A 19860-nucleotide genomic window follows, 5' to 3' on the forward strand; every position below is an offset into this window, starting at 1 on the left:
GTTCGCCATAAAAAAAGCACCCGTTTGGGTGCTTTTTTGTTTGCGCGACTGCCAATTACAGCAATTGCGGTTGCGGCAACACAAAATAGAACACCGAAAGGAAGTGTAAAACGCTGCCTGCCAACACGAACAGGTGCCAAATAGCATGGTGAAAGCGCAACGATTTCCACACGTAAAAAATGACGCCGAAGGTGTAGGCTAAGCCACCGGCCAAGAGTAACCACAAGCCACCCGTTTCAACGTTATCAAGCATGGGTTTAATCACAATCAGTGCCATCCAGCCCAAACCAAGATAAAGGCTCAGTGACAACCACTTTTTACGTTCCGAAACGGCCAGCTCTAGCACCACGCCAATAATCGCGATACCCCACACCACACCGAGCAATGACCAGCCCCAAACACCACGCAAACTGACCAGTGCAAATGGGGTGTAAGTACCTGCTATGAGTACGTAAATGGCGGCGTGATCCATTTGCTGAAAAAAAGCTTTAATGCGCGGCCATGGAAACGCGTGATAAAAAGTGGATGCGGTATACAGCAGAATCAGGCTAGCACCGTAGATGCTGGCGCTGACCACATGGTAAGTGTCGCCATAGCTAACAGCCCACACCAACATGAACACCAAGCCAACAATGGCAGCTATCGCGCCAACACCATGGGTAAGCGCATGCGCTACTTCTTCTGCTACGCTGTAACCTTTACCTTTAGTCACTGATTACCTACCTATTCTTCGCCACGCTCGGGGGTGTAATGCCCCTTGCTTATATTCTCAAGCGCTTTCATAAAGTTTTCAAACTGACGCTCGTTGTCATAGTCCAAATGATACTTGTTATGAAACTCCAGTCGCATTTTTACGCCTTGCCCTTCAAGGTAAACCGTATAGCCGTCGAAGTCGGTATAGCCGGTAATGCCATCAAGGGTGCGACGTCCTTCGTCGTCCACTTTGCCGTACTCATGGATGGTTTCAAATGCATCAAGCACGAGCCGTTGGTCAATATCATTTTTCATGGTCGACCTCCTTCGTAAATAAGAGACTTATACAGCATAACATCGTTTATTCGTGTATTTGTTGATCTTTCTTCAAACAAACATACATACATGCATGTTTGTTTAATTTCGATTATAATACAACCATTACTACGTAATGAGGTGGCTTGTGGTTCGTCGTACAAAAGAAGATGCTTTAACAACGCGTGGAGAGCTGCTTGATGCGGCCGAGCGTTTGTTTAGTGAAAAAGGTGTGTCTAACACATCGATGAACCAAGTTGCGGAAGCCGCTGGGGTAACACGTGGTGCCATTTATCACCATTTTCAAAACAAGCTCGACTTAATTGACGCGCTGATGGAGCGCGTGCGCTTGCCCGTTGATGAAATGCGCGATGAATTGGCGCAAACCTACCAAGGCGACCCGATTTCTTTGCTCCGCGCGCGTTGCCTGCACATTATTGGCCAAGTACAAGATGATCCACACACCCAAGCGCTTGTGAATATATTGCTGCACAAATGCGAATACGTTGACGATGCCCTGCCCATACATTTACGCCATTTAGGTGGCCGCAATGCATGTATTACGGAATGCATTTTGTTAGCTGATAAAGCTAAAACACAGGGGCTAGTGGACGACAAGTATGATTCTAAAGCTGCCGTAATCGGGTTGTTTAGTTTAGTCGACGGTTTGCTGTATAACTGGCTGCTTGATCAAGATTATTTTGACCTTTCCCAAACAGCCACTCAAGCTATTGATACCTACCTGGCAGGGCTAAAGCCGCGCGGCGCCTAAGTTTCGTAGTCATTAATCGCCCTGACGCAAAAACGCGCGAATTTGTTCATCGTCCAAGTTGTTAATGGCTTGTGCGCTTGCCTGTGGACAACTTAAAAACATGGGTGCCACCCAACTTTGTACAGCGCCCATAACCACCATCAGATGAGTCATGGCGCGCATGGCACCGAGCCGCCCCGGCGAAGCACCGGCCAACAACACATTTTTACCAACCCAAGGGTTTTGTTCTAAGCGCGTGGTCCAGTCGATGGCATTTTTTAACAGTGCTGGAATCGAACTGTTGTATTCCGGTGTCACAATGACAATTTTAGTGGCATCGGAAATAGCCGTTGCCAGTTTTTGCGTGTTCGACGGCACGCCATTTTCCTGTTCATCGTCGCCGTTATAAATCGGCGCATCCAACTCTTCTGCGGCATACACATAACATGCGCGGCCGTCAGCTTCTGCGACATCAGCAATGCGTTGCTGCAATTTTCGATTGAGTGATTCGGTACGGCTGCTTCCTGCTAAAATAAGTACACTCACTACGATCCCTCCTGCATGGCTTCAATAAAGGCATTGGATTCTTGAATTGCGGTTTCCATTTCACGAATCAATAAGTCAACATCGTTGCTTAAACTGCGGTATTCACCGCGAATGGCATCCACAGCTTTAGCATTTAAGTTGTGCTTTAAGTACAGCACATTGTCTTGCAGTTTCGACAACACGGGGTCCATGGTGGCAGCAGCGCGTTCCATGCTTTGCAGCAAGCTGGTGTAACGGCGCTCAGTTGCGCGCAGTGAACGCTCACTTTCGCGGCGCATTGCATCATTGCTGTACAGCTCCAGTTCATCTTGCCATTCATCAAACAGCGCTTGGGCAACATCATCAATCGCTTCGATGCGATCATACACACGCTCAGCCGCACTTTTGCTGCTTTCGTAGTCGTCATTGAGCGCGTTGTAGCGCGCCTCCAATTCGCCGCCATCGAACTGCAACAGCTCATCTAAGCGCTGCAGGGCGGACTTAAACTCTTCCTGAGCATCGGACTGTGCATCGCGCGCATCATCAACCCGGTCCACTAAAATATCTCGTTTGTGTACGCCTACTTTTTCCATGGCGCCGTAGTAAGCACTTTGACAACCAGTAAGTGCCATGGCTAGTGCAAGTGCCCACACTAAGGTTAATAGCTTTCGCATAACCACTCCTTCGCTTATTTTGCAGGTCAGTGCCTGAACTTATCAGCGGTCAGTATAGCTTAATAGGGTAAAGCCGAGCCATCCCAATGCCAAAATCCGCCTGAATTTTCAGCAGTTAGGTTATGAATAACCGCTGCAATGCGCGCTGCCGACTGCTCTGACGTATACAACTTCCCAGCTGGCAAACGTTGTTGAAAGGGTTTCGATAACTGGGTGTCGGTGGTACCCGGATGAATTGCGGCAATACATAACTGCTTATGGGTTCGCTTTAATTCAATAGAGGCTGTTTTAAGCAGCATATTCAAAGCTGCTTTACTGGCACGGTAGCTATACCAACCACCCAGGTAGTTGTCAGTGGTGCTACCAACTTTGGCGCTAAGCTGCGCCCAAACACACGGCGCTTTATTCGGTAACACCGGCAACAATTGCTGCAACAGTAGAATCGGCAATACCGCGTTAACATGAAAAGTGTGCTCCAACTGCTCCAAATTAACGTCTGCAAGGCGCTTTTCTGGCATAAATTCGCTGGTGTGCAAAACTCCGAGTGTGCTAATCACCACATCAGGTTGCTTCAACTGCGGACGAATAGCCTGCAAACTCGCCATACTATAATCAGCCAATGCGAACCACTGGCCCGGCTGGTCGCTCATGTGCTGCCTGCTTATTGCCTGCACTGTGGCGCCCTGATCTGCGTAATAACGCACAAGGGCCTGACCCAAACCACCGCCCGCACCAATCACTAATACCTGCATGACACGTCTCCTAAAGGGTGTTGCTGAAGCAATCCTTTATTGGCTAACAAATTAGAACAAGGTATGTTGTTTACGCAATTTGCAGGGTTTGGGATTATAGTGGTGGCATAGGTTGCACCAAAATGAGGATACGATGACCGAAGAATCTCCGGTACAGTCAGCACAAGAGCGTTGGTTAGAACGTGCTCGCAAGGCTTGGCGCTTTTTAAAATATTACGGCAAACGCTGCTTGGATGATCGTGTAACCATTGTTGCCGGGCATTTGACCTTTGTTAGCATGCTGGCATTGGTACCGTTGCTGGTGGTGATGTTCTCAGTGTTTTCTGCGTTTCCCATGTTTGAGCAGCTCAAAGAAGAACTCGAAAAATTATTATTTGCCAATTTACTACCTACCTCGGGTGAAGTGATCAGCGAATACCTTGATCAGTTTGTCACCAATGTTTCGAAAATGACCACTGTTGGGGTGATTTTTGTAATTGTGGTCGCGGTGAACTTAATTAGCACCATTGATGCCACCATGAACCGCATCTGGCGCAATCACAAACGCCGCCGCATGGTTGTGGCCTTGGCTGTATATTGGATGATTCTTACCCTTGGCCCGCTGTTAATGGGCTCAGGCATGGCAGTTACGTCCTACGTGATTTCATTAACCGCTGCGGCCGAAGAATACGTGTCGGGTTTGCGTACCACGTTGTTAAGTATTGTGCCCCTGATGACCTCGTTAGTTGCCTTTATGCTGTTGTACATCATGATGCCAAACCGTATAGTGCGCGCCAAACATGCCTTTTGGGGTGCGTTGCTGGCGGCAATTCTGTTTGAACTCAGCAAAAGTGGCTTCGCCGCATACATTACGGCGTTCCCAAGTTATCAAGCCATTTATGGTGCTTTGTCGGTTATTCCAATTTTGCTACTGTGGATTTTTGTGTCCTGGAATATCGTGTTACTTGGCGCCGAATTAACTGCCAGTATTGAAGAATTTTTTGACCCGCCAGAAACGGGTGAAGAGCAAATTAAAGAAGGCACTGAATGAAAGCATTGATTCAACGCGTTAGCGAAGCATCGGTGACAATTGATGCGAAGCGCGTGGGTGAAATACAGCAGGGGCTATTGGTCTTACTGGGCATTGAACGCGACGACGGTTTAGACGATGCAACCAAGCTGGCAACGAAAGTCGCAAGCTATCGCGTGTTTGCCGATGCCGATGACAAAATGAATTTGAGTGTGCACGATATTGCCGGTGGCGTATTGGTGGTATCACAATTTACCTTAGCCGCCGATACCAATTCGGGGCGTCGCCCAAGTTTCTCGTCAGCTGCGCCTCCAGACCAAGCTGAACCACTTTATCGTGCGTTTGTTAACGCACTGCAACAACAAGGAATAACGACCGCTACCGGCGAGTTTGGCGCTGATATGGCGGTCTCGCTGGTTAACGACGGCCCCGTCACCTTTATGTTGCATTCAACTCACAAGGGCTGAACATGTATCGTGTTATCGCACCGGAAACCCCGGAACAGTTTGCAACCTATTATGATTTACGCTGGCGTGTGCTGCGCGAGCCTTTTCAGCGGCCCCGCGGTTCAGAGCAAGACGAATATGATCAGGTAGGCATTCATCGCATGGTAGTAAACAGTGCGGGTCACGCCGTTGCGGTAGGCCGCTTGCACTTTAACAGCCCTGATGAAGGCCAGATTCGCTTTATGGCTTCAGCGCCCGAACACCGTGGCGAAGGCCATGGCGTAGCAATTGTTTATGAACTGGAAAAGGTGGCGCGCGCAGAAGGCGCTAAACACATTGTTATTAACTCACGCGACAACACGTTAGGGTTCTATATCAAGTGCGGTTATGAAGTGGTGGAAGAAGGCGATCGCGTCAAAAACCCACAAGCGGAACACCAACTGCGTAAAACGCTGACTGAATTTAACCGCATTATTTATCGGCCCAGCTGGTGTGCTGAACTGCAAAAAACGTGGCACGAAGAAATTCCAATTTCTGAAACCATGGGCATTCGTATTACCCAGTACACCGGGCGTGATTTTGAAACAACGGCCACTTTGTCGCGCAATATCAATGTGCACGGCACCATGTTTGCTGGCAGTATTTATTCGCTTGCCACCTTGACGTGCTGGGGGTTACTGCATTTACAATTGCGCGAGCGCCAGCTTGAAGGCGCAGTGGTATTAGCCGATGGGCAAATTCACTACCATAAACCCGTAAGTCGTGAACCACGCGCAGTAGCGCGTTTGTCCGCAATGACCGGCGATTTATCGGCACTCACTATGGGAAGAAATGCGCGGGTTACCCTAAAGTCACAAGTATTTGACGGAGATAAACCAGTCGCCGAATTTACTGGCCAGTTTGTTGTGCTAGCCAAAAACGAAAAATAAGAAGGACGTTAACATGAGTGATTCTTTATCCGCCCAGCAGTTGTTACGTATTCGCAGTAAGCTTGAAACCATCGTGACGGAACAAGTCGGCACCCGCCGCGCTGACCATTGCGAAGCCGCTTTGCAACGCATGCGCAGCGGTGAATATGGGTATTGCGTGGAATGCGGCGAAGAAATTTCCGCCGCACGTTTGGCCGCTAAACCTGAAGTGGCTTTATGTGTTGACTGCCAAGCACTGAAAGACGAAGAAGAGGACGCTTAAGCGTCCTCAAGCACTGCCCCTTCCTGCACAAGGTTGTGTAAACCACCTTGCTCAATCAAATCAGCTATCGCTTTGATATCCGGCGCAAAATAACGATCTTGATCGTAAAAGCTAACTTGCGCACGCACCCGTACATGTGCCTCTTCAATGGCTGCAGCAGCGGTTAGTGGGCGGCGGAAATCAAGTGCTTGTGAAGCTTCCAGGAGCTCAATAGCAACAATGTCGCGAATATTATGCGCAATGTCGGTCAACCGACGCGCGGCAAAAGTTGCCATCGACACGTGATCTTCCTGGTTCGCAGACGTGGGTAAACTGTCCACAGACGCAGGGTGCGCTAAAGTTTTATTCTCTGAAGCAAGCGCTGCTGCGGTAACTTGCGCCAGCATAAAGCCTGAATTCACACCACCGTCGTTCACCAAAAATGGTGGCAAGTTGCTCAAATGGTGATCGATAAGCAGCGCACTGCGGCGCTCCGACAACGCACCAATTTCACTGGCTGCAATGGCCAAAATATCGGCCGCCATGGCCACCGGTTCAGCGTGGAAGTTACCACCTGAAATGATGTCACCATTGTCACTGAATACTAATGGATTGTCGGTAACGCCATTGGCTTCACGCACCAGTATTTTGCTGGCGTGCTGCATCTGGTCAAACACCGCACCCATTACTTGTGGCTGACAACGCAGTGAGTATGGGTCTTGTACCTTTTCACAGTTCTTGTGGTTGGCACCAATCTCCGAGCTTTCACCCAGCAAATTACGGAAGGTTTGCGCTACAGCGATTTGACCCGGCTGTCCGCGTACGGCATGAATGCGGGCGTCGAACGGTGACCGAGACCCCATTGCGGCTTCCACCGCCATCGCTCCCGTTACTAAAGCGGCATTGAACACTCGCTCAATTTGGAACAAGCCATGCAGCGCTAACGCCGTGGATGCTTGCGTACCATTGAGCAGTGCCAAGCCTTCTTTTGGCGCGAGCGCCGCCAGCGGTTTCAAACCGGCTTTAGCCATGCCTTCCACGGCCGGGTAAATTTTACCGCCAACGCGCACTTCGCCTTCACCAAGCAATGGCAACACCAAGTGCGCAAGTGGCGCCAAATCACCGGACGCACCGACCGAGCCTTTACTTGGCACACACGGGTACACTTCATGGTTAAGTAAGTTGGTAAGCGCATCGATAACTTCGCGCCGCACACCGGAGAAACCGCGGCTAAGCGAATTAATTTTCAGTAACAACATGAGCCGCACAACGGTATCGCTCATGAGCTCTTGAGTACCCGCGGCATGCGACAGCACAATGCGCCGCTGCAAATCTTCAAGTTTTTCTGGTGGAATACGCGTGTTGGCCAGCAAGCCAAAACCGGTATTAATGCCATACACCACTTTGCCCGTAGCAAGCACGTTCGCAACCGTTTGCTGCGAGCGAGTAATGACTGCATCGGCGTCATTGTGCAAACTCAACTGGTAGGGCTGTTGCCACCATTGACGGAGTTGGCCAAGTGACAAAGTACCGGGTTGTAATTCAAATACGTCGCTCATTACTTGCCCTCCAACATTGGTAAGTCCAAACCTTGTTCACGTGCGCAGTTTTGTGCAATTTCATAACCAGCGTCGGCATGACGCATCACCCCAGTACCGGGGTCATTCCAAAGCACTCGGCTTAGCCGCTTGTCTGCGGCGTCAGTGCCATCTGCAACAATTACCACACCGGAATGTTGCGAGTAGCCCATGCCAACACCGCCACCATGGTGCAAACTTACCCACGTAGCCCCGCCTGCAGTATTCAGCAGCGCGTTTAATAATGGCCAGTCAGACACTGCGTCAGAACCGTCCAACATGCTTTCGGTTTCGCGGTTCGGGCTGGCAACGGAACCAGAATCAAGATGATCGCGGCCAATGACGATAGGCGCTTTAAGTTCGCCGTTTTTAACCATTTGGTTGAAGGCGCGGGCAAGGCGCGCGCGGTCTTTTAAACCAATCCAGCAAATACGTGCCGGTAACCCCTGAAAGCTAATACGCGCGCGCGCCATGTCCAGCCAGTTATGCAAATGTGGGTCGTCGGGAATCAATTCTTTTACTTTGGCATCGGTTTTATAGATGTCTTCTGGGTCACCGGACAGCGCCACCCAACGAAACGGCCCTATGCCTTCACAGAACAACGGACGAATATAGGCTGGCACGAAGCCCGGGAAGTCAAAGGCATTTTCGACACCCACATCTTTTGCCATTTGGCGAATGTTGTTGCCATAGTCCAGCGTAGCTGCGCCACGTTCTTGCAGGGTTAACATCGCGCGCACTTGCACGGCCATCGACTCTTTTGCGGCCTTCACCGTAGCTGCTGCATCGGTTTCCTGACGCGCTTGATAATCTGCAAGACTCCAACCTTGGGGTAGGTAGCCGTGCAGCGGGTCATGTGCTGAGGTTTGGTCGGTTACAACATCTGGGGTTACGCCCCGTTTAACCAGTTCGGCAAACACATCAGCAGCGTTGCCGAGTAGCCCAACTGAAATCGCGCGACCTTCGCTACGAGCCTGCTCGAGCAACGCGAGTGCTTCATCCAATGAGGTCGCTTTATGATCAAGGTAGCGGGTACGTAAACGAAAATCGATGCGTGTTTCGTCCACTTCCACGGCCAACATACTGTAGCCAGCCATAGTTGCTGCCAACGGCTGCGCACCCCCCATACCGCCTAAACCACCGGTGACAATCCAACGGCCTTTCGTGTCGCCATTGAAATGTTGGCGCGCCACCGAGACAAAGGTTTCATAAGTACCCTGCACAATGCCTTGCGAGCCAATGTATATCCACGAACCCGCTGTCATTTGGCCGTACATCATCAGGCCTTGCTTATCGAGTTCGTTAAAATGTTCCCAGTTTGCCCACTGTGGCACAAGGTTTGAATTTGCTATCAGTACTCGCGGCGCGTCTTCATGCGTTGGGAACACGCCGACCGGCTTACCCGACTGCACCAACAGCGTTTCGGTCGGTTTCAGGCGTTCTAATACTTCAACAATCTTGTCATAGGCTTCCCAGCTGCGTGCTGCGCGGCCAATGCCGCCATACACAACCAAAGCTTGCGGGTGCTCCGCAACGTCATCGTCGAGATTATTCATAAGCATGCGCTTTGCAGCTTCAATCTGCCAATTGGCAGTCGTGAGTTTGCTGCCGTGATCGGCACGAATTTTTCTACTTTTATCTAAACGCGTAAAACTCATAAACTTTTCCATCCTTACTGCTTATGGCTTAAATGTTAAATGCCCGCCCAGCACAAAGCGTGAGCCTGGGTGGGTTAGAATTGCGTAGGTCACCACGCCCGCATCACTCCAGGTTCGGCGAATAATTCGCAAACATGGCTCAGGCTTGGCTAAGTCCAGCCACTCACAAACTTGCGCGCTTGGGGTAACTGCTTCAATTTGATGACTCGCTTCGGTAAGTGGTGCCGAAGCACTTAAGTATTCATGAGGGGTAATATAGGTAAAATCCTGGCGCAAATAATCGGCAGCCACGGCTGGGTTCACATAACGCTCTTCAACCTGCACCGCCAAGCCATTTTCAAAATGGGTTATTACCGAATAGAACACCGGACTATCAGGCTCCAGCCCCAGTTGTTCGGCGACCTGTAAACTGGCTGGCACTTGTTTCAGCACATGCACATGGGCAACGTAATCATGGTTACGGGCGCGAATTTCGTCTGCAATATTGCGAATTGCCATAAACGAGGTTTGTGATTTAAGCGGCGCAACATAAGTGCCAGAACCCTTGCTTCGAATCACTAGCCCTTCATCGGCGAGTTCTTGCAACGCGCGGCGAGCCGTCATACGACTTACTTTAAATTGCGTTGCTAGGGCATTCTCAGAGCTTACCGGATGATTTTCCGGCCATTCCCCGGTGGCAATTTTGCTATAAAGATGCTGCTTTATTTTGGAAAATTTCATGGCGATCCTCACTGCAAGTGGCGCTGTCGCGTACATACTGTCGAGAGTTCTTAGATTGTGCTAAAGTGTAGGCATGTTGAATTGTATATACAAGTAGTCGCGGGGATATTTTTTATGACAATGCCTTTGCAGCGCATTCACAACGTGCGCCTCGCTACCATGACAGACGACGGTTACGGGCTCATTGATGATGGTGTGGTGGTTTTTGATCACAACCAGATTCATTACGTCGGTTCACGTGTTGCGGCGCCCGAATACCCACAGGCCGAACAGATTGATGGGAACGGCGGGTTGCTGACCCCAGGCTTGATTGATTGCCACACGCACTTAGTCTGGGCCGGCTCGCGTGCCGATGAATTCGCGCAACGCTTGCATGGTGTCAGCTATGCCGATATTGCCGCGCAAGGCGGTGGCATCGCGGCAACCGTACGCGCAACGCGTGCTGCCACTGAGCAACAATTAGTGGCAGTGACCGAGCCGCGACTAAAAGCCCTGATGCGCGAAGGCGTCACAACCGTTGAAATAAAATCAGGCTACGGCCTTAGTCTTGCTGACGAGCGCAAACAATTGCGTGCAGCACGGCAACTTGCAGTGCAACACCCCATAAGTGTTGCAACCACGCTGTTAGCAGCCCATGCCGTTCCCCCAGAATTCAAAGACCGCGCTGATGCGTACATTGATGAGGTGGTCAATTGCATCATTCCAACGCTTGCCAAAGAAGGCTTAGCGGATGCTGTTGATGCATTTTGTGAATCGGTTGGGTTCAGCACTGCACAAACAGAGCGTGTATTCCAAGCAGCAAAAGCCGCCAATCTGCCCGTTAAGTTACATGCGGAACAATTAAGCAACCAGCACGGCAGCGCGCTTGCGGCAAGCTATCAGGCGCTTTCGTGTGATCATTTAGAGTACCTTGATGAAGCTGGGGTAAAAGCAATGGCTGCTGCAGGCACAGTGGCTGTTTTGTTACCTGGCGCGTTTTATTTCTTACGTGAAACCAAGCAGCCGCCGCTTGCGCTTTTGCGTGAACACGGTGTACCTATTGCGGTTTCGACAGATGCAAACCCGGGCACGTCGCCAATTCTAAGCCTGCAGTTAATGTTGCAGATGGCCGCAACCTTGTTCCGAATGACACCGGAAGAATGTTTGCGTGGCGTAACCGTAAACGCGGCAAAGGCGCTTGGGCTGAATGATCGTGGCCAGTTACGCGAAGGCTTGCGCGCTGATTTGTGTTTGTGGAATGTGGATGACCCGGCTGCGCTTACCTATCAGTTTGGAACCAATCCATTGGCGGCATGCTGGCATCAAGGTGCGCGGCGCTGAAACCCATGCAGATAAGCAAGTACTAACTCACTCAGCAATTGAGCGCACGCCATATCGCCGGCTTCGCGGCCGGCCGGGTGCAAGCTCGGTGCTGCTTCGGCCAAATGCAGATAGCGGGTGCGCGGCAGACTCGCGAGTTTCTCGACTAAGCTATACGCATTTGCCACCGGTAACCCATTAAAGTTTATCGCACTAGCAGGAACACCGTGTAGCGCGTCGACATCAATTTCAATGCCGAGCGGTACATGCCAGGCTTCGGCTTTTGCCGCGGTTGCCTCAAGCTCTAAGGCCCAATCAGTGCAATAGAGTTCGTGTACGCTGCGATAGGTAAATTCTGCATCAACCAATTGTTTTAAACTTTCGGCGTTATTTTTCCCTTCATGCAAGCCCACCACATGATAGTGCGCCAAGGCACCGTCCACGTAGGCATAGCTAAAGCCGTTACCACTGTGACGACCTTCGCGAGCGCGAAAATCAGCATGCGGGTCAAGATTCACGGCACCAACCGGTTCGCCGGATGCTTGTTGCAAAGCAGTAAGCAACGGGTATGCATTGTTATGCCCGCCACCGATAAGTATCACATCAAAACCGCCTTCAAACAGTGGCAATAGCACTTGGCTGACCCGCTGATCTAAGCGCTCACAGAGTTCGCGTAGCAACGCTAACTCACCGCTGTCGGTGTTACGAAGTGCGTCACCCTGCTGTTGCAAATCGTCGCACTGCACCTGGCCGACCATCAACAGTTCATGGTCAGCAATCATTGGGTTCGATTGCAGTGCCAGCAACCCCTTTAGAGCCGCAGAAAACGCATGTTCAGCGCCGCCACGGCCTAAATTGGCGCGCGGCCCAATGGATTCGGGCACGCCCACGATGGCAATGCGTTGACCATTCTCCCACGCCTGCTGGATAGCTTGGTGATACGCGTGGATATCAGCGATTTCAGGTAGACAATTGACGGTTTGACCGAGGCGAACCTCGCCGCTACGTGGGGTTACCCACGCAGCGGAATCGATAGGTGTTAGAAACATAACAGGTTATTCAATATCAAGCGGCTCTGGGGAAATAATGATACCCGTACTGTCCGCATACAAATGGTCTTCGGGTAGGAAGGTTACACCACCAAAGTTTACCGCAAGGTCCACTTCACCAATGCCATCATTGGCTGCGCCAACCGGAATTGACGCAATCGCCATAACGCCTAAATCGAGCTCGTCAATCGCGTCAACGTCACGCACGGCACCGTAGCAAATGATGCCTTCCCAGTCGTTTTCAAACGCTAAGTCAGCGACCGCAATGTCAACCAAAGCACGACGGGTTGAACCGCCACCATCGATTAACAATACTTTGCCGGTACCTTGCTGCTGCACCACTTCTTCAATGATGCCTTTGTCTTCGAAGCACTTCACGGTGACTAACTGACCGCCGAACGAAACCCGACCGCCGTAATGGATGAACATCGGTTCAACCACATCGACCATGTCAGGGTATAAGTCGCAAAGTTCTGACGTGTTGTATTCCATTGCCGTACTCCATACTGTGACTTAACGTCTTGAATGTTAAGCCACAGTATAGCCCCTTATGCGCAACTGCAAAAGCGACGCGGCGCAAGCGATTACAAAATAAACCGACTGAGGTCTTCGTCTTGTGCAAGTTCGCCTAAATAACGGTCCACATAGGCCCCGTCAATTTCTATCTGTTGGCCTTGTAAGTCACTGGCATTAAATGAAATTTCTTCCATTAGTCGCTCAAGCACCGTGTGTAAACGACGCGCACCAATGTTTTCGGTGGTTTCATTTACCTGAAACGCTATTTCTGCAATTCGTTCAATTCCGTCACGGGTAAACTCTACGCCAACCCCTTCAGTGTCCATTAACGCCTTATATTGGGTGGTCAATGACGCATTCGGTTCGGTCAGAATACGCACAAAATCACCGCTGGTTAACGCTTGAAGCTCTACGCGGATAGGCAGTCGCCCTTGCAACTCAGGAATCAAATCAGAGGGTTTGGACATCTGAAATGCGCCCGAAGCAATAAATAAAATGTGGTCGGTTTTCACCATGCCATGCTTGGTTGAAACCGTGGTGCCCTCCACCAATGGCAGCAAGTCACGTTGCACACCTTCACGCGACACATCAGGGCCCGACACATCGCCACGCTTACAAATTTTATCAATTTCATCCAGAAACACGATGCCGTTTTGCTCAACCGAATGCAGCGCTTGTTCCTTAATGTCTTCTGGGTTCAGCATTTTGCCCGCTTCTTCTTCAATCAAGTGCTTAAATGCATCTTTGATTTTCATTTTCTTCGGCTTCGATTTGCCACTACCGAGATTTTGGAACATGCTCTGCAATTGCGAGGTCATTTCTTCCATGCCCGGCGGCGCCATAATCTCCACGCCCATTTGAGCGGCACTAATTTCTATTTCAATTTCTTTGTCGTCCAACTGCCCTTCGCGCAGTTTTTTGCGAAACACTTGGCGGGTATTCGACTGTTCACGCGGCTGATCTTGCTCGTCTGCCCAACCCGCTTTTTGAGCCGGTGGCAACAGGGCATCCAAAATACGTTCTTCGGCGGCATCTTCGGCTCGATGACGTACTTTTTGCATCATCTGCTCGCGAGTTTGCTTTACCGCCGTGTCGGTAAGATCACGAATTATCGATTCAATTTCTTTACCAACATAGCCAACTTCTGTAAATTTCGTGGCTTCTACTTTAATGAATGGCGCGTTAGCGAGTTTCGCCAGGCGGCGGGCGATTTCCGTTTTACCCACACCGGTTGGGCCAATCATCAAGATGTTTTTTGGTGTTACTTCCTGGCGCAATTCATCATTCAATTGCATTCTGCGCCAGCGGTTGCGCAACGCAACGGCAACGGCCTTTTTGGCGTCGTTCTGACCAATAATGTGGCGGTTCAGTTCATCAACAATTTCACGGGGGGTCATATCAGACATTACTTACTGACTCCTGTTCTTCAATAGTTTGGAAACTGTTGGTGTAGACACAAATGTCGCCCGCAATGGTCAGGGCTTTTTCAACAATCTCACGTGCGCTTAAATCGGTGTTTTCCAATAATGCCGTTGCTGCAGCTTGGGCAAAAGGGCCACCTGAACCAATCGCTATCAGATCATTTTCGGGCTGCACCACGTCGCCATTACCGGTAATGATTAGGGAAGTGTGTTTATCAGCCACGGCTAATAACGCTTCAAGTCGGCGCAAGGCGCGATCAGTGCGCCAGTCTTTAGCTAATTCCACCGCGGCCCGCATCAAGTTGCCTTGGTGCGCTTCAAGTTTCTTTTCAAAACGTTCGAATAAGGTGAAGGCATCCGCAGTACCACCGGCAAACCCGGCTAATACTTGGTTGTTATATAGGCGGCGCACCTTACGTGCATTGCCTTTCATGACAGTGTTGCCAAGTGAAACTTGGCCATCGCCACCGATGACAACTTTGTCACCGCGACGGACAGATACGATAGTAGTCACAAATACGTCCTCTTGGTTGCTATGCTCCAGTTATGAGGTCGTATTTGTGAAATTCAATGGGGGCAGGGTTAATTCCAGTTCCAAATTTGGCAACCATGAATGTTGCCGCGCTCAAGTTTATGGCGATCGCGCTCGGCATCACGCTTCGTTTCATAGGGGCCTAATACCACACGGTGCCAGACGCCGTTACCGCCATCAGTCGTGCGGATTAATGACTCAAGCCCAATCATGGCAATCATTGCACGCATTTGTTCCGCATCACTTAAGTTACGGAATGAGCCGCACTGCATCAGTTTAGGCGGACCAATTTCGCGCTCAGGCACATCCACAATCACTTCCTGATTTTCCAGTACATCTGGGTATTGGTAACGCTCTTCTGGCATATCAGGTATGGGTTTAATTTCTTGCGCCGGCTGTTTTTCCGGCACATCCGTGACGACTGGCGCCGGATCGGTTTGATTGGATTTACCAGAAATAGTCACCAGAAACCAGACAAACCCAGCAACCAGAGCTACAGCCAACAGCACAACCCACCACGATACCGCAGGCTTCGCTGTCTTCTTGCTCTGTTTTTTAGGCGGTGTACGTTTTGGCGGACGTTTCCGATTTGCGTAATCCATGCTTACATCTTCTCGAGCGTTGGAATGCCTAATAAATCAAGACCTTGGCGCAAGGTTTTCGCGGTAAGAGCAGCGAGTTTCAGGCGACTTTGGCGTAAGTGTTCGTCTTCAGTTTGCAGAATCGGGCACGCTTCATAAAAGCTTGAGAACGCACCAGCAACATCATACAGGTAGCCACACAAGAAATGCGGCATGGCTTTATCGGATACGTTATGTATCACTTCGTTAAAGCGCACAAGAATATTCGCCAGCGCAATTTCACGCTCGTCATTCAAACTAAATTCACCGCTGATATTATCTGGGTTTACCCCAGCTTTATCAAAGATACTATTCACACGGGTAAACGCGTACAGCAAATAAGGTGCGGTGTTGCCTTCAAAGCTGAGCATGGTGTCCCAATCAAAAATATAATCGCTGGTGCGGTTCTTAGATAGGTCAGCATACTTCACTGAGCTAATACCAACTACCTTCGCCACATGGGCTTGCTCTTCGGCACTCAGTGATGTGTTCTTACGCTGCACTTGTTCCAACGCGCGCTTTTCTGCTTCATCGAGCAAGTCGGCCAGCTTGGTTACGCCGCCGTCACGGCTCTTGTACGGGCGTCCGTCTTTGCCCATAACCGTGCCAAAACCATAATGGTCCATTTGCAAATCTTCACGGGCAAAGCCTGCTTTTTTGGCGAGCGTGAAAATCTGCTGGAAATGCAACCCTTGACGCTGGTCGACAAAGTAGATCAAATGGTCGCCTTTAAGTACGTTTTGACGATAACGCACAGCGGCTAAGTCGGTCGTGGCATACAAATAACCACCGCCAGACTTTTGCACGATAACTGGCAATGACTCGCCATCTTTGTTCTTAAATTCATCTAAAAATACGCACTGTGCACCTTGATCTTCAACCAAGAGGCCTTGTGCTTTTAAGTCTTCAACCACTTGTGCCAGATCATCGTTATAGGCGCTCTCGGCCATAACGTCTGCACGTGTCAGCTTCACCCCAAGGCGATCATACACTTCCTGACAGTGGCTCAAGGACACATCGATAAACTGTTGCCATAGCGCCCGGCACTTCGGTTCACCGGATTGCAGCGCAACCACCAGCTCTCGCGCACGTTTTGCAAACTCTTCGCTTTCATCAAAACGTTTTTTTGCGGCTTTATAAAAGGTTTCTAAGTTACTCAACTCCATGTCCAGTTCGGCATTGTCGAGCTCTTCCATGTGCGCCAATAACATACCGAACTGCGTACCCCAGTCACCCACGTGATTTTGGCGAATCACCTTATGGCCAAGCAGCTCTTTAACGCGAGCAACCGCATCGCCAATAATGGCTGAGCGCAAATGGCCCACGTGCATTTCTTTAGCAAGGTTTGGTGACGAATAGTCGATAACCACCGTTTGGCTTTCGGCAGCTGGCAGCACCCCAACATGGGCATCGGTATAGGCATGCTCGAGCTGATCAATCAGCTGCTGTTGACTGATGCTGAAATTGATAAAGCCCGGCCCGGCAATTTCTGTTTTGGCCACAAGGCTGTTTTCAGGCAACGCACCGATTAACGCTTCTGCCAACGCGCGTGGATTCATTTTGGCGGGCTTAGCCAACATCAACGCCAGATTGGTTGCAAAATCGCCATGGCTTTTATCGCGGGGGCGGTCTAGCTGAATCCGAGCGTGCACGTCATTAGGCAGCGTGCCTTGTTGTTGCAGGGTGGCCACGGCGGTGGCAAGTAAGGATTCCAGCTGTTCTTTCATGAATAAAAAACCTTAAAAACGTTAGTCGTTATTGGTTACTCGTTATTAGTTGTTGGTCATTCGTGTTTGGCTCGAGCGAATAACTAATAACGATTAACGAATAACGATGAGCGAAGCGAACAAGGTCGTTATTTTATATGCTTTTGCGGACTAACTAAAGTCTTGTGGGTCGATGTCGAGCGACCAACGCACCTTTCGTAACTCCGGTAACTTTTCAAGGTGCGGCAATACGTAGCGCAATAGTTGTGCGCGTAAGCCGCGTTGCTCAGTTTGTAGCAGCAATTGATAACGGTAGCGCCCGGCGCGACGTTCCATCACCGCGGGTATTGGGCCCAGCACAATCACGTCATCACGCACTGGGAATAACTTTGCAATGCCTTCTAAAGCGGCGATAACCGCTTCGCTGTTATTTGCTTCAGCACGAAATAAAGCATGCTGACTGAATGGCGGCAAATGCGTTAGCTGCCGCTCCCGCAGCGCAGTTTCTGCAAAGTGGCTGTAGCCGTTATTGATTAGGTCTTGAATTAACTCATGTTCAGGGTGGTGCGTTTGCAGCACGACAGTACCCGGCTTGCTTGCACGCCCAGCACGGCCCGCAACTTGGGTGAACATTTGGCCGAGTCGTTCCGCCGCACGAAAATCAGCACTGTAAAGCGCCCCATCGACGTCGAGCAGCGCCGCCAAGGTGACATCAGGAAAGTGATGGCCTTTGGCGAGCATCTGGGTGCCCACCAGAATCGGATATTTATTATCCCGCGCGTCTTCCAGGTGCTGCTGCAAGCTTCCTTTCTTGCGGGTGCTGTCGCGGTCGATGCGCAATACTGGATAGTCCGGAAACTTCTCGTGCAGGGTTTGTTCCAACTGCTCGGTGCCAACACCGCGACCAATGAGCTGGGTCGAGCCGCAGTCATGGCATTGTCTTGGAATGGGCTGTTGCGCACCACAATGGTGGCATTGCAGTTGCCGTTTGCCTTGGTGTACCGTGTAATACGCATCGCAGCGCCGGCACTGCGCCAACCAACCGCATTCATGACACAAAAGAGCGGGCGCAAAACCGCGCCGATTTAAAAACAATAGAACCTGCTGACCAGCTTTAAGGTGCTCGCCCATCAACTGAATCAGTGGCTGCGAAAGCCCGGCTTTCAGCGGCAGATTTTTAATGTCCATCAACACATGCTTGGCCGCGATTGCTTGCCCCGCGCGCTGGCTCAGTTGCAGGTGCGCATAGCGCTTATTCAATGCATTATTCAGGCTTTCTAGCGACGGCGTGGCCGTACCTAAAATTACCGGAACCTGCTCTTCATGACCGCGCATCACCGCAATATCTCTGGCGTGATAGCGAAAGCCATCTTGCTGCTTGAGCGAGCCGTCATGCTCCTCATCGACAATAATCATGCCCAACGCTTTACAGGGTGTGAAAATTGCGGAGCGGGTTCCGATGATAATGGCAGCACTGCCAGCACGCGCATCAAGCCACGCGTCAAGGCGTTCGCGATCGCTCAAGGCGGAATGCAACATCACTACCGGCACTGCAAATCGCTTTTGGAAGCGGCGTAATGTTTGTGGCGTCAGGCCAATTTCTGGTACCAATACCAACACTTGTTTGCCGCGTCGCAGAACGTCTGCCATGGCTTGCAAGTAAACTTCGGTTTTCCCGCTGCCGGTTACCCCTTGCAACAAATACGTTTGTGCCTGCTTAGCGGCACCAATTGCTGCCACCGCGAGTGCTTGTTCGGGGTTTAACTGCAACGGTTCAGCAGCAATTTCAAACTGCCAGCTTTGTGCTGCTGCGGGAATGTGCTCAACCGCTTCAACCCAGCCTTTTTCTTGCAGCGCTTTGAGTGCCGATGGCGAATATTCCTGCATGCGGATATCGCGACTCAGCAATGCTTTTTGTTGCAATACGGCCAATAAACGCTGTTGCTGCGCGGCGCGTTTTAAGTCATTCAACGCAACTGCAGCACCTTGCTCAGTGACTTGATAACGGGTTGTCGCTTGGTAACTGGCGCGCTCGCCTTGGCGTAACAATACGGGTAAGGCATTTTGAATCACGTCGCCCAAGGGGTGATGATAGTAGTCAGACGCCCAGTTCAAAAGTTGCCACATGGGTGCGGGCCATACGGCATGCTCATCGATAACTTCGATAACCGCCTTACGCTGATAGCTATCATCCGGCGCACTGGCCTCACCCACGCAAACGCCAATTAACTCGCGTTTGCCGAAGGGTACGCGCACGCGAGCACCCACCACAGGTAGAGTGTCGCTGTCGTAATCAAAGAGGCGCGGCAGTGGAACGGGCAGCGCGATTTGGATAATAAATGCCATGCGCCAGAGTTTACCGCGTTAATCGTTAATCGTTAATCGTTATTCGTGATTGATTACTAGCGAAGAACGGTAACGAATAAC

At 50.6% G+C, this 19860-nt stretch carries 21 protein-coding genes; 6 read left to right on the top strand and 15 right to left on the bottom strand.

Translation table 11 applies throughout. The features are described 5' to 3' along the window. Positions 1-55: 55 nt before the first annotated feature. Both trhA and ACN0UN_RS05905 read right to left on the bottom strand, forming a co-directional pair. Positions 56-712, bottom strand: a complete 657-nt coding sequence (gene trhA, locus ACN0UN_RS05900) for a PAQR family membrane homeostasis protein TrhA (RefSeq protein WP_417659169.1) — start codon at positions 710-712, stop codon at positions 56-58. 11 nt (positions 713-723) lie between these two features. Further along, positions 724-1008: a DUF3081 family protein gene (locus ACN0UN_RS05905; protein WP_417659170.1), complete on the bottom strand. Its 285-nt coding sequence runs from the start codon at positions 1006-1008 to the stop codon at positions 724-726. A 148-nt stretch (positions 1009-1156) separates the two neighbouring features. On the opposite strand from ACN0UN_RS05905, the gene ACN0UN_RS05910 reads away from it, so the two are divergent. After that, positions 1157-1780: a TetR family transcriptional regulator gene (locus ACN0UN_RS05910; protein ID WP_417659171.1), complete on the top strand. Its 624-nt coding sequence runs from the start codon at positions 1157-1159 to the stop codon at positions 1778-1780. A gap of 12 nt (positions 1781-1792) precedes the next feature. Here the strand turns inward: ACN0UN_RS05910 and ACN0UN_RS05915 are convergent, their stop codons facing one another. Genes ACN0UN_RS05915 through ACN0UN_RS05925 form a run of 3 tightly spaced genes read right to left on the bottom strand, consistent with a single transcriptional unit; the run spans position 1793 to position 3710 of the window. Continuing rightward, positions 1793-2305 (bottom strand): NADPH-dependent FMN reductase, encoded by a 513-nt coding sequence (locus ACN0UN_RS05915; protein ID WP_417659172.1) that lies wholly within the window; start codon positions 2303-2305, stop codon positions 1793-1795. Beyond that, complete coding sequence (locus ACN0UN_RS05920) at positions 2305-2958, bottom strand: DUF2959 domain-containing protein (protein ID WP_417659173.1); 654 nt, start codon at positions 2956-2958, stop codon at positions 2305-2307. The genes ACN0UN_RS05915 and ACN0UN_RS05920 overlap by 1 nt, the downstream gene beginning before the upstream one ends. Positions 2959-3017: 59 nt before the next feature. Beyond that, positions 3018-3710 (bottom strand): SDR family NAD(P)-dependent oxidoreductase, encoded by a 693-nt coding sequence (locus tag ACN0UN_RS05925; protein ID WP_417659174.1) that lies wholly within the window; start codon positions 3708-3710, stop codon positions 3018-3020. A gap of 133 nt (positions 3711-3843) precedes the next feature. Here ACN0UN_RS05925 and ACN0UN_RS05930 point away from each other — a divergent pair, with 133 nt between their 5' ends. Genes ACN0UN_RS05930 through ACN0UN_RS05945 form a run of 4 tightly spaced genes read left to right on the top strand, consistent with a single transcriptional unit; the run spans position 3844 to position 6356 of the window. Beyond that, positions 3844-4740 (top strand): virulence factor BrkB family protein, encoded by an 897-nt coding sequence (locus ACN0UN_RS05930; RefSeq protein WP_417659175.1) that lies wholly within the window; start codon positions 3844-3846, stop codon positions 4738-4740. Then, positions 4737-5186, top strand: coding sequence for a D-aminoacyl-tRNA deacylase (gene dtd / locus ACN0UN_RS05935; protein ID WP_417659176.1), 450 nt, complete (start codon positions 4737-4739; stop codon positions 5184-5186). The genes ACN0UN_RS05930 and dtd overlap by 4 nt, the downstream gene beginning before the upstream one ends. 2 nt (positions 5187-5188) lie before the next feature. After that, positions 5189-6094 (top strand): YiiD C-terminal domain-containing protein, encoded by a 906-nt coding sequence (locus ACN0UN_RS05940; protein WP_417659177.1) that lies wholly within the window; start codon positions 5189-5191, stop codon positions 6092-6094. A 13-nt stretch (positions 6095-6107) separates the two neighbouring features. Then, positions 6108-6356 carry a TraR/DksA family transcriptional regulator gene (locus ACN0UN_RS05945; RefSeq protein WP_417659178.1) on the top strand — a complete coding sequence of 83 codons (249 nt, stop codon included), beginning with the start codon at positions 6108-6110 and terminating at the stop codon, positions 6354-6356. Here the strand turns inward: ACN0UN_RS05945 and hutH are convergent. From hutH to hutC, 3 genes are read right to left on the bottom strand one after another with little or no spacing between them, the layout of a single operon-like run. Further along, a complete protein-coding gene (gene hutH / locus ACN0UN_RS05950; RefSeq protein WP_417659179.1) occupies positions 6353-7894 on the bottom strand; it encodes a histidine ammonia-lyase in 1542 nt (513 codons plus the stop codon). The two genes, ACN0UN_RS05945 and hutH, sit on opposite strands and share 4 nt — an antisense overlap. Further along, positions 7894-9570 carry a urocanate hydratase gene (hutU, locus tag ACN0UN_RS05955; protein WP_417659180.1) on the bottom strand — a complete coding sequence of 559 codons (1677 nt, stop codon included), beginning with the start codon at positions 9568-9570 and terminating at the stop codon, positions 7894-7896. Before hutU ends, hutH begins: the two co-directional genes overlap by 1 nt. A gap of 21 nt (positions 9571-9591) precedes the next feature. Beyond that, complete coding sequence (gene hutC / locus ACN0UN_RS05960; protein WP_417659181.1) at positions 9592-10290, bottom strand: histidine utilization repressor; 699 nt, start codon at positions 10288-10290, stop codon at positions 9592-9594. A 126-nt stretch (positions 10291-10416) separates the two neighbouring features. Here hutC and hutI point away from each other — a divergent pair, with 126 nt between their 5' ends. Beyond that, positions 10417-11610, top strand: a complete 1194-nt coding sequence (gene hutI, locus ACN0UN_RS05965; protein WP_417659259.1) for an imidazolonepropionase — start codon at positions 10417-10419, stop codon at positions 11608-11610. On the opposite strand, the gene ACN0UN_RS05970 is transcribed toward hutI, so the two are convergent. The 7 genes from ACN0UN_RS05970 to priA all read right to left on the bottom strand — a co-directional run bounded on the left by ACN0UN_RS05970 (position 11592) and on the right by priA (position 19779). Further along, positions 11592-12638 carry a formimidoylglutamase gene (locus ACN0UN_RS05970; RefSeq protein ID WP_417659182.1) on the bottom strand — a complete coding sequence of 349 codons (1047 nt, stop codon included), beginning with the start codon at positions 12636-12638 and terminating at the stop codon, positions 11592-11594. The two genes, hutI and ACN0UN_RS05970, sit on opposite strands and share 19 nt — an antisense overlap. A gap of 6 nt (positions 12639-12644) precedes the next feature. Continuing rightward, the gene (gene rraA, locus ACN0UN_RS05975; RefSeq protein WP_417659183.1) at positions 12645-13130 is read right to left on the bottom strand and encodes a ribonuclease E activity regulator RraA; all 486 of its coding nucleotides are present in this window, start codon (positions 13128-13130) and stop codon (positions 12645-12647) included. A 92-nt stretch (positions 13131-13222) separates the two neighbouring features. Continuing rightward, positions 13223-14560 carry an HslU--HslV peptidase ATPase subunit gene (hslU, locus tag ACN0UN_RS05980; protein WP_339880463.1) on the bottom strand — a complete coding sequence of 446 codons (1338 nt, stop codon included), beginning with the start codon at positions 14558-14560 and terminating at the stop codon, positions 13223-13225. Continuing rightward, positions 14553-15089 carry an ATP-dependent protease subunit HslV gene (gene hslV, locus ACN0UN_RS05985; protein ID WP_417659184.1) on the bottom strand — a complete coding sequence of 179 codons (537 nt, stop codon included), beginning with the start codon at positions 15087-15089 and terminating at the stop codon, positions 14553-14555. Before hslV ends, hslU begins: the two co-directional genes overlap by 8 nt. Positions 15090-15157: 68 nt before the next feature. Then, positions 15158-15709, bottom strand: coding sequence for an SPOR domain-containing protein (locus ACN0UN_RS05990; RefSeq protein ID WP_417659185.1), 552 nt, complete (start codon positions 15707-15709; stop codon positions 15158-15160). A gap of 2 nt (positions 15710-15711) precedes the next feature. Continuing rightward, positions 15712-17454, bottom strand: coding sequence for an arginine--tRNA ligase (argS, locus tag ACN0UN_RS05995; RefSeq protein ID WP_417659186.1), 1743 nt, complete (start codon positions 17452-17454; stop codon positions 15712-15714). 150 nt (positions 17455-17604) lie between these two features. Further along, positions 17605-19779 carry a primosomal protein N' gene (gene priA / locus ACN0UN_RS06000; protein ID WP_417659187.1) on the bottom strand — a complete coding sequence of 725 codons (2175 nt, stop codon included), beginning with the start codon at positions 19777-19779 and terminating at the stop codon, positions 17605-17607. Positions 19780-19860 lie beyond the last annotated feature (81 nt).

Source organism: Pseudidiomarina sp., assembly GCF_048267825.1.
Taxonomy (GTDB): domain Bacteria; phylum Pseudomonadota; class Gammaproteobacteria; order Enterobacterales; family Alteromonadaceae; genus Pseudidiomarina.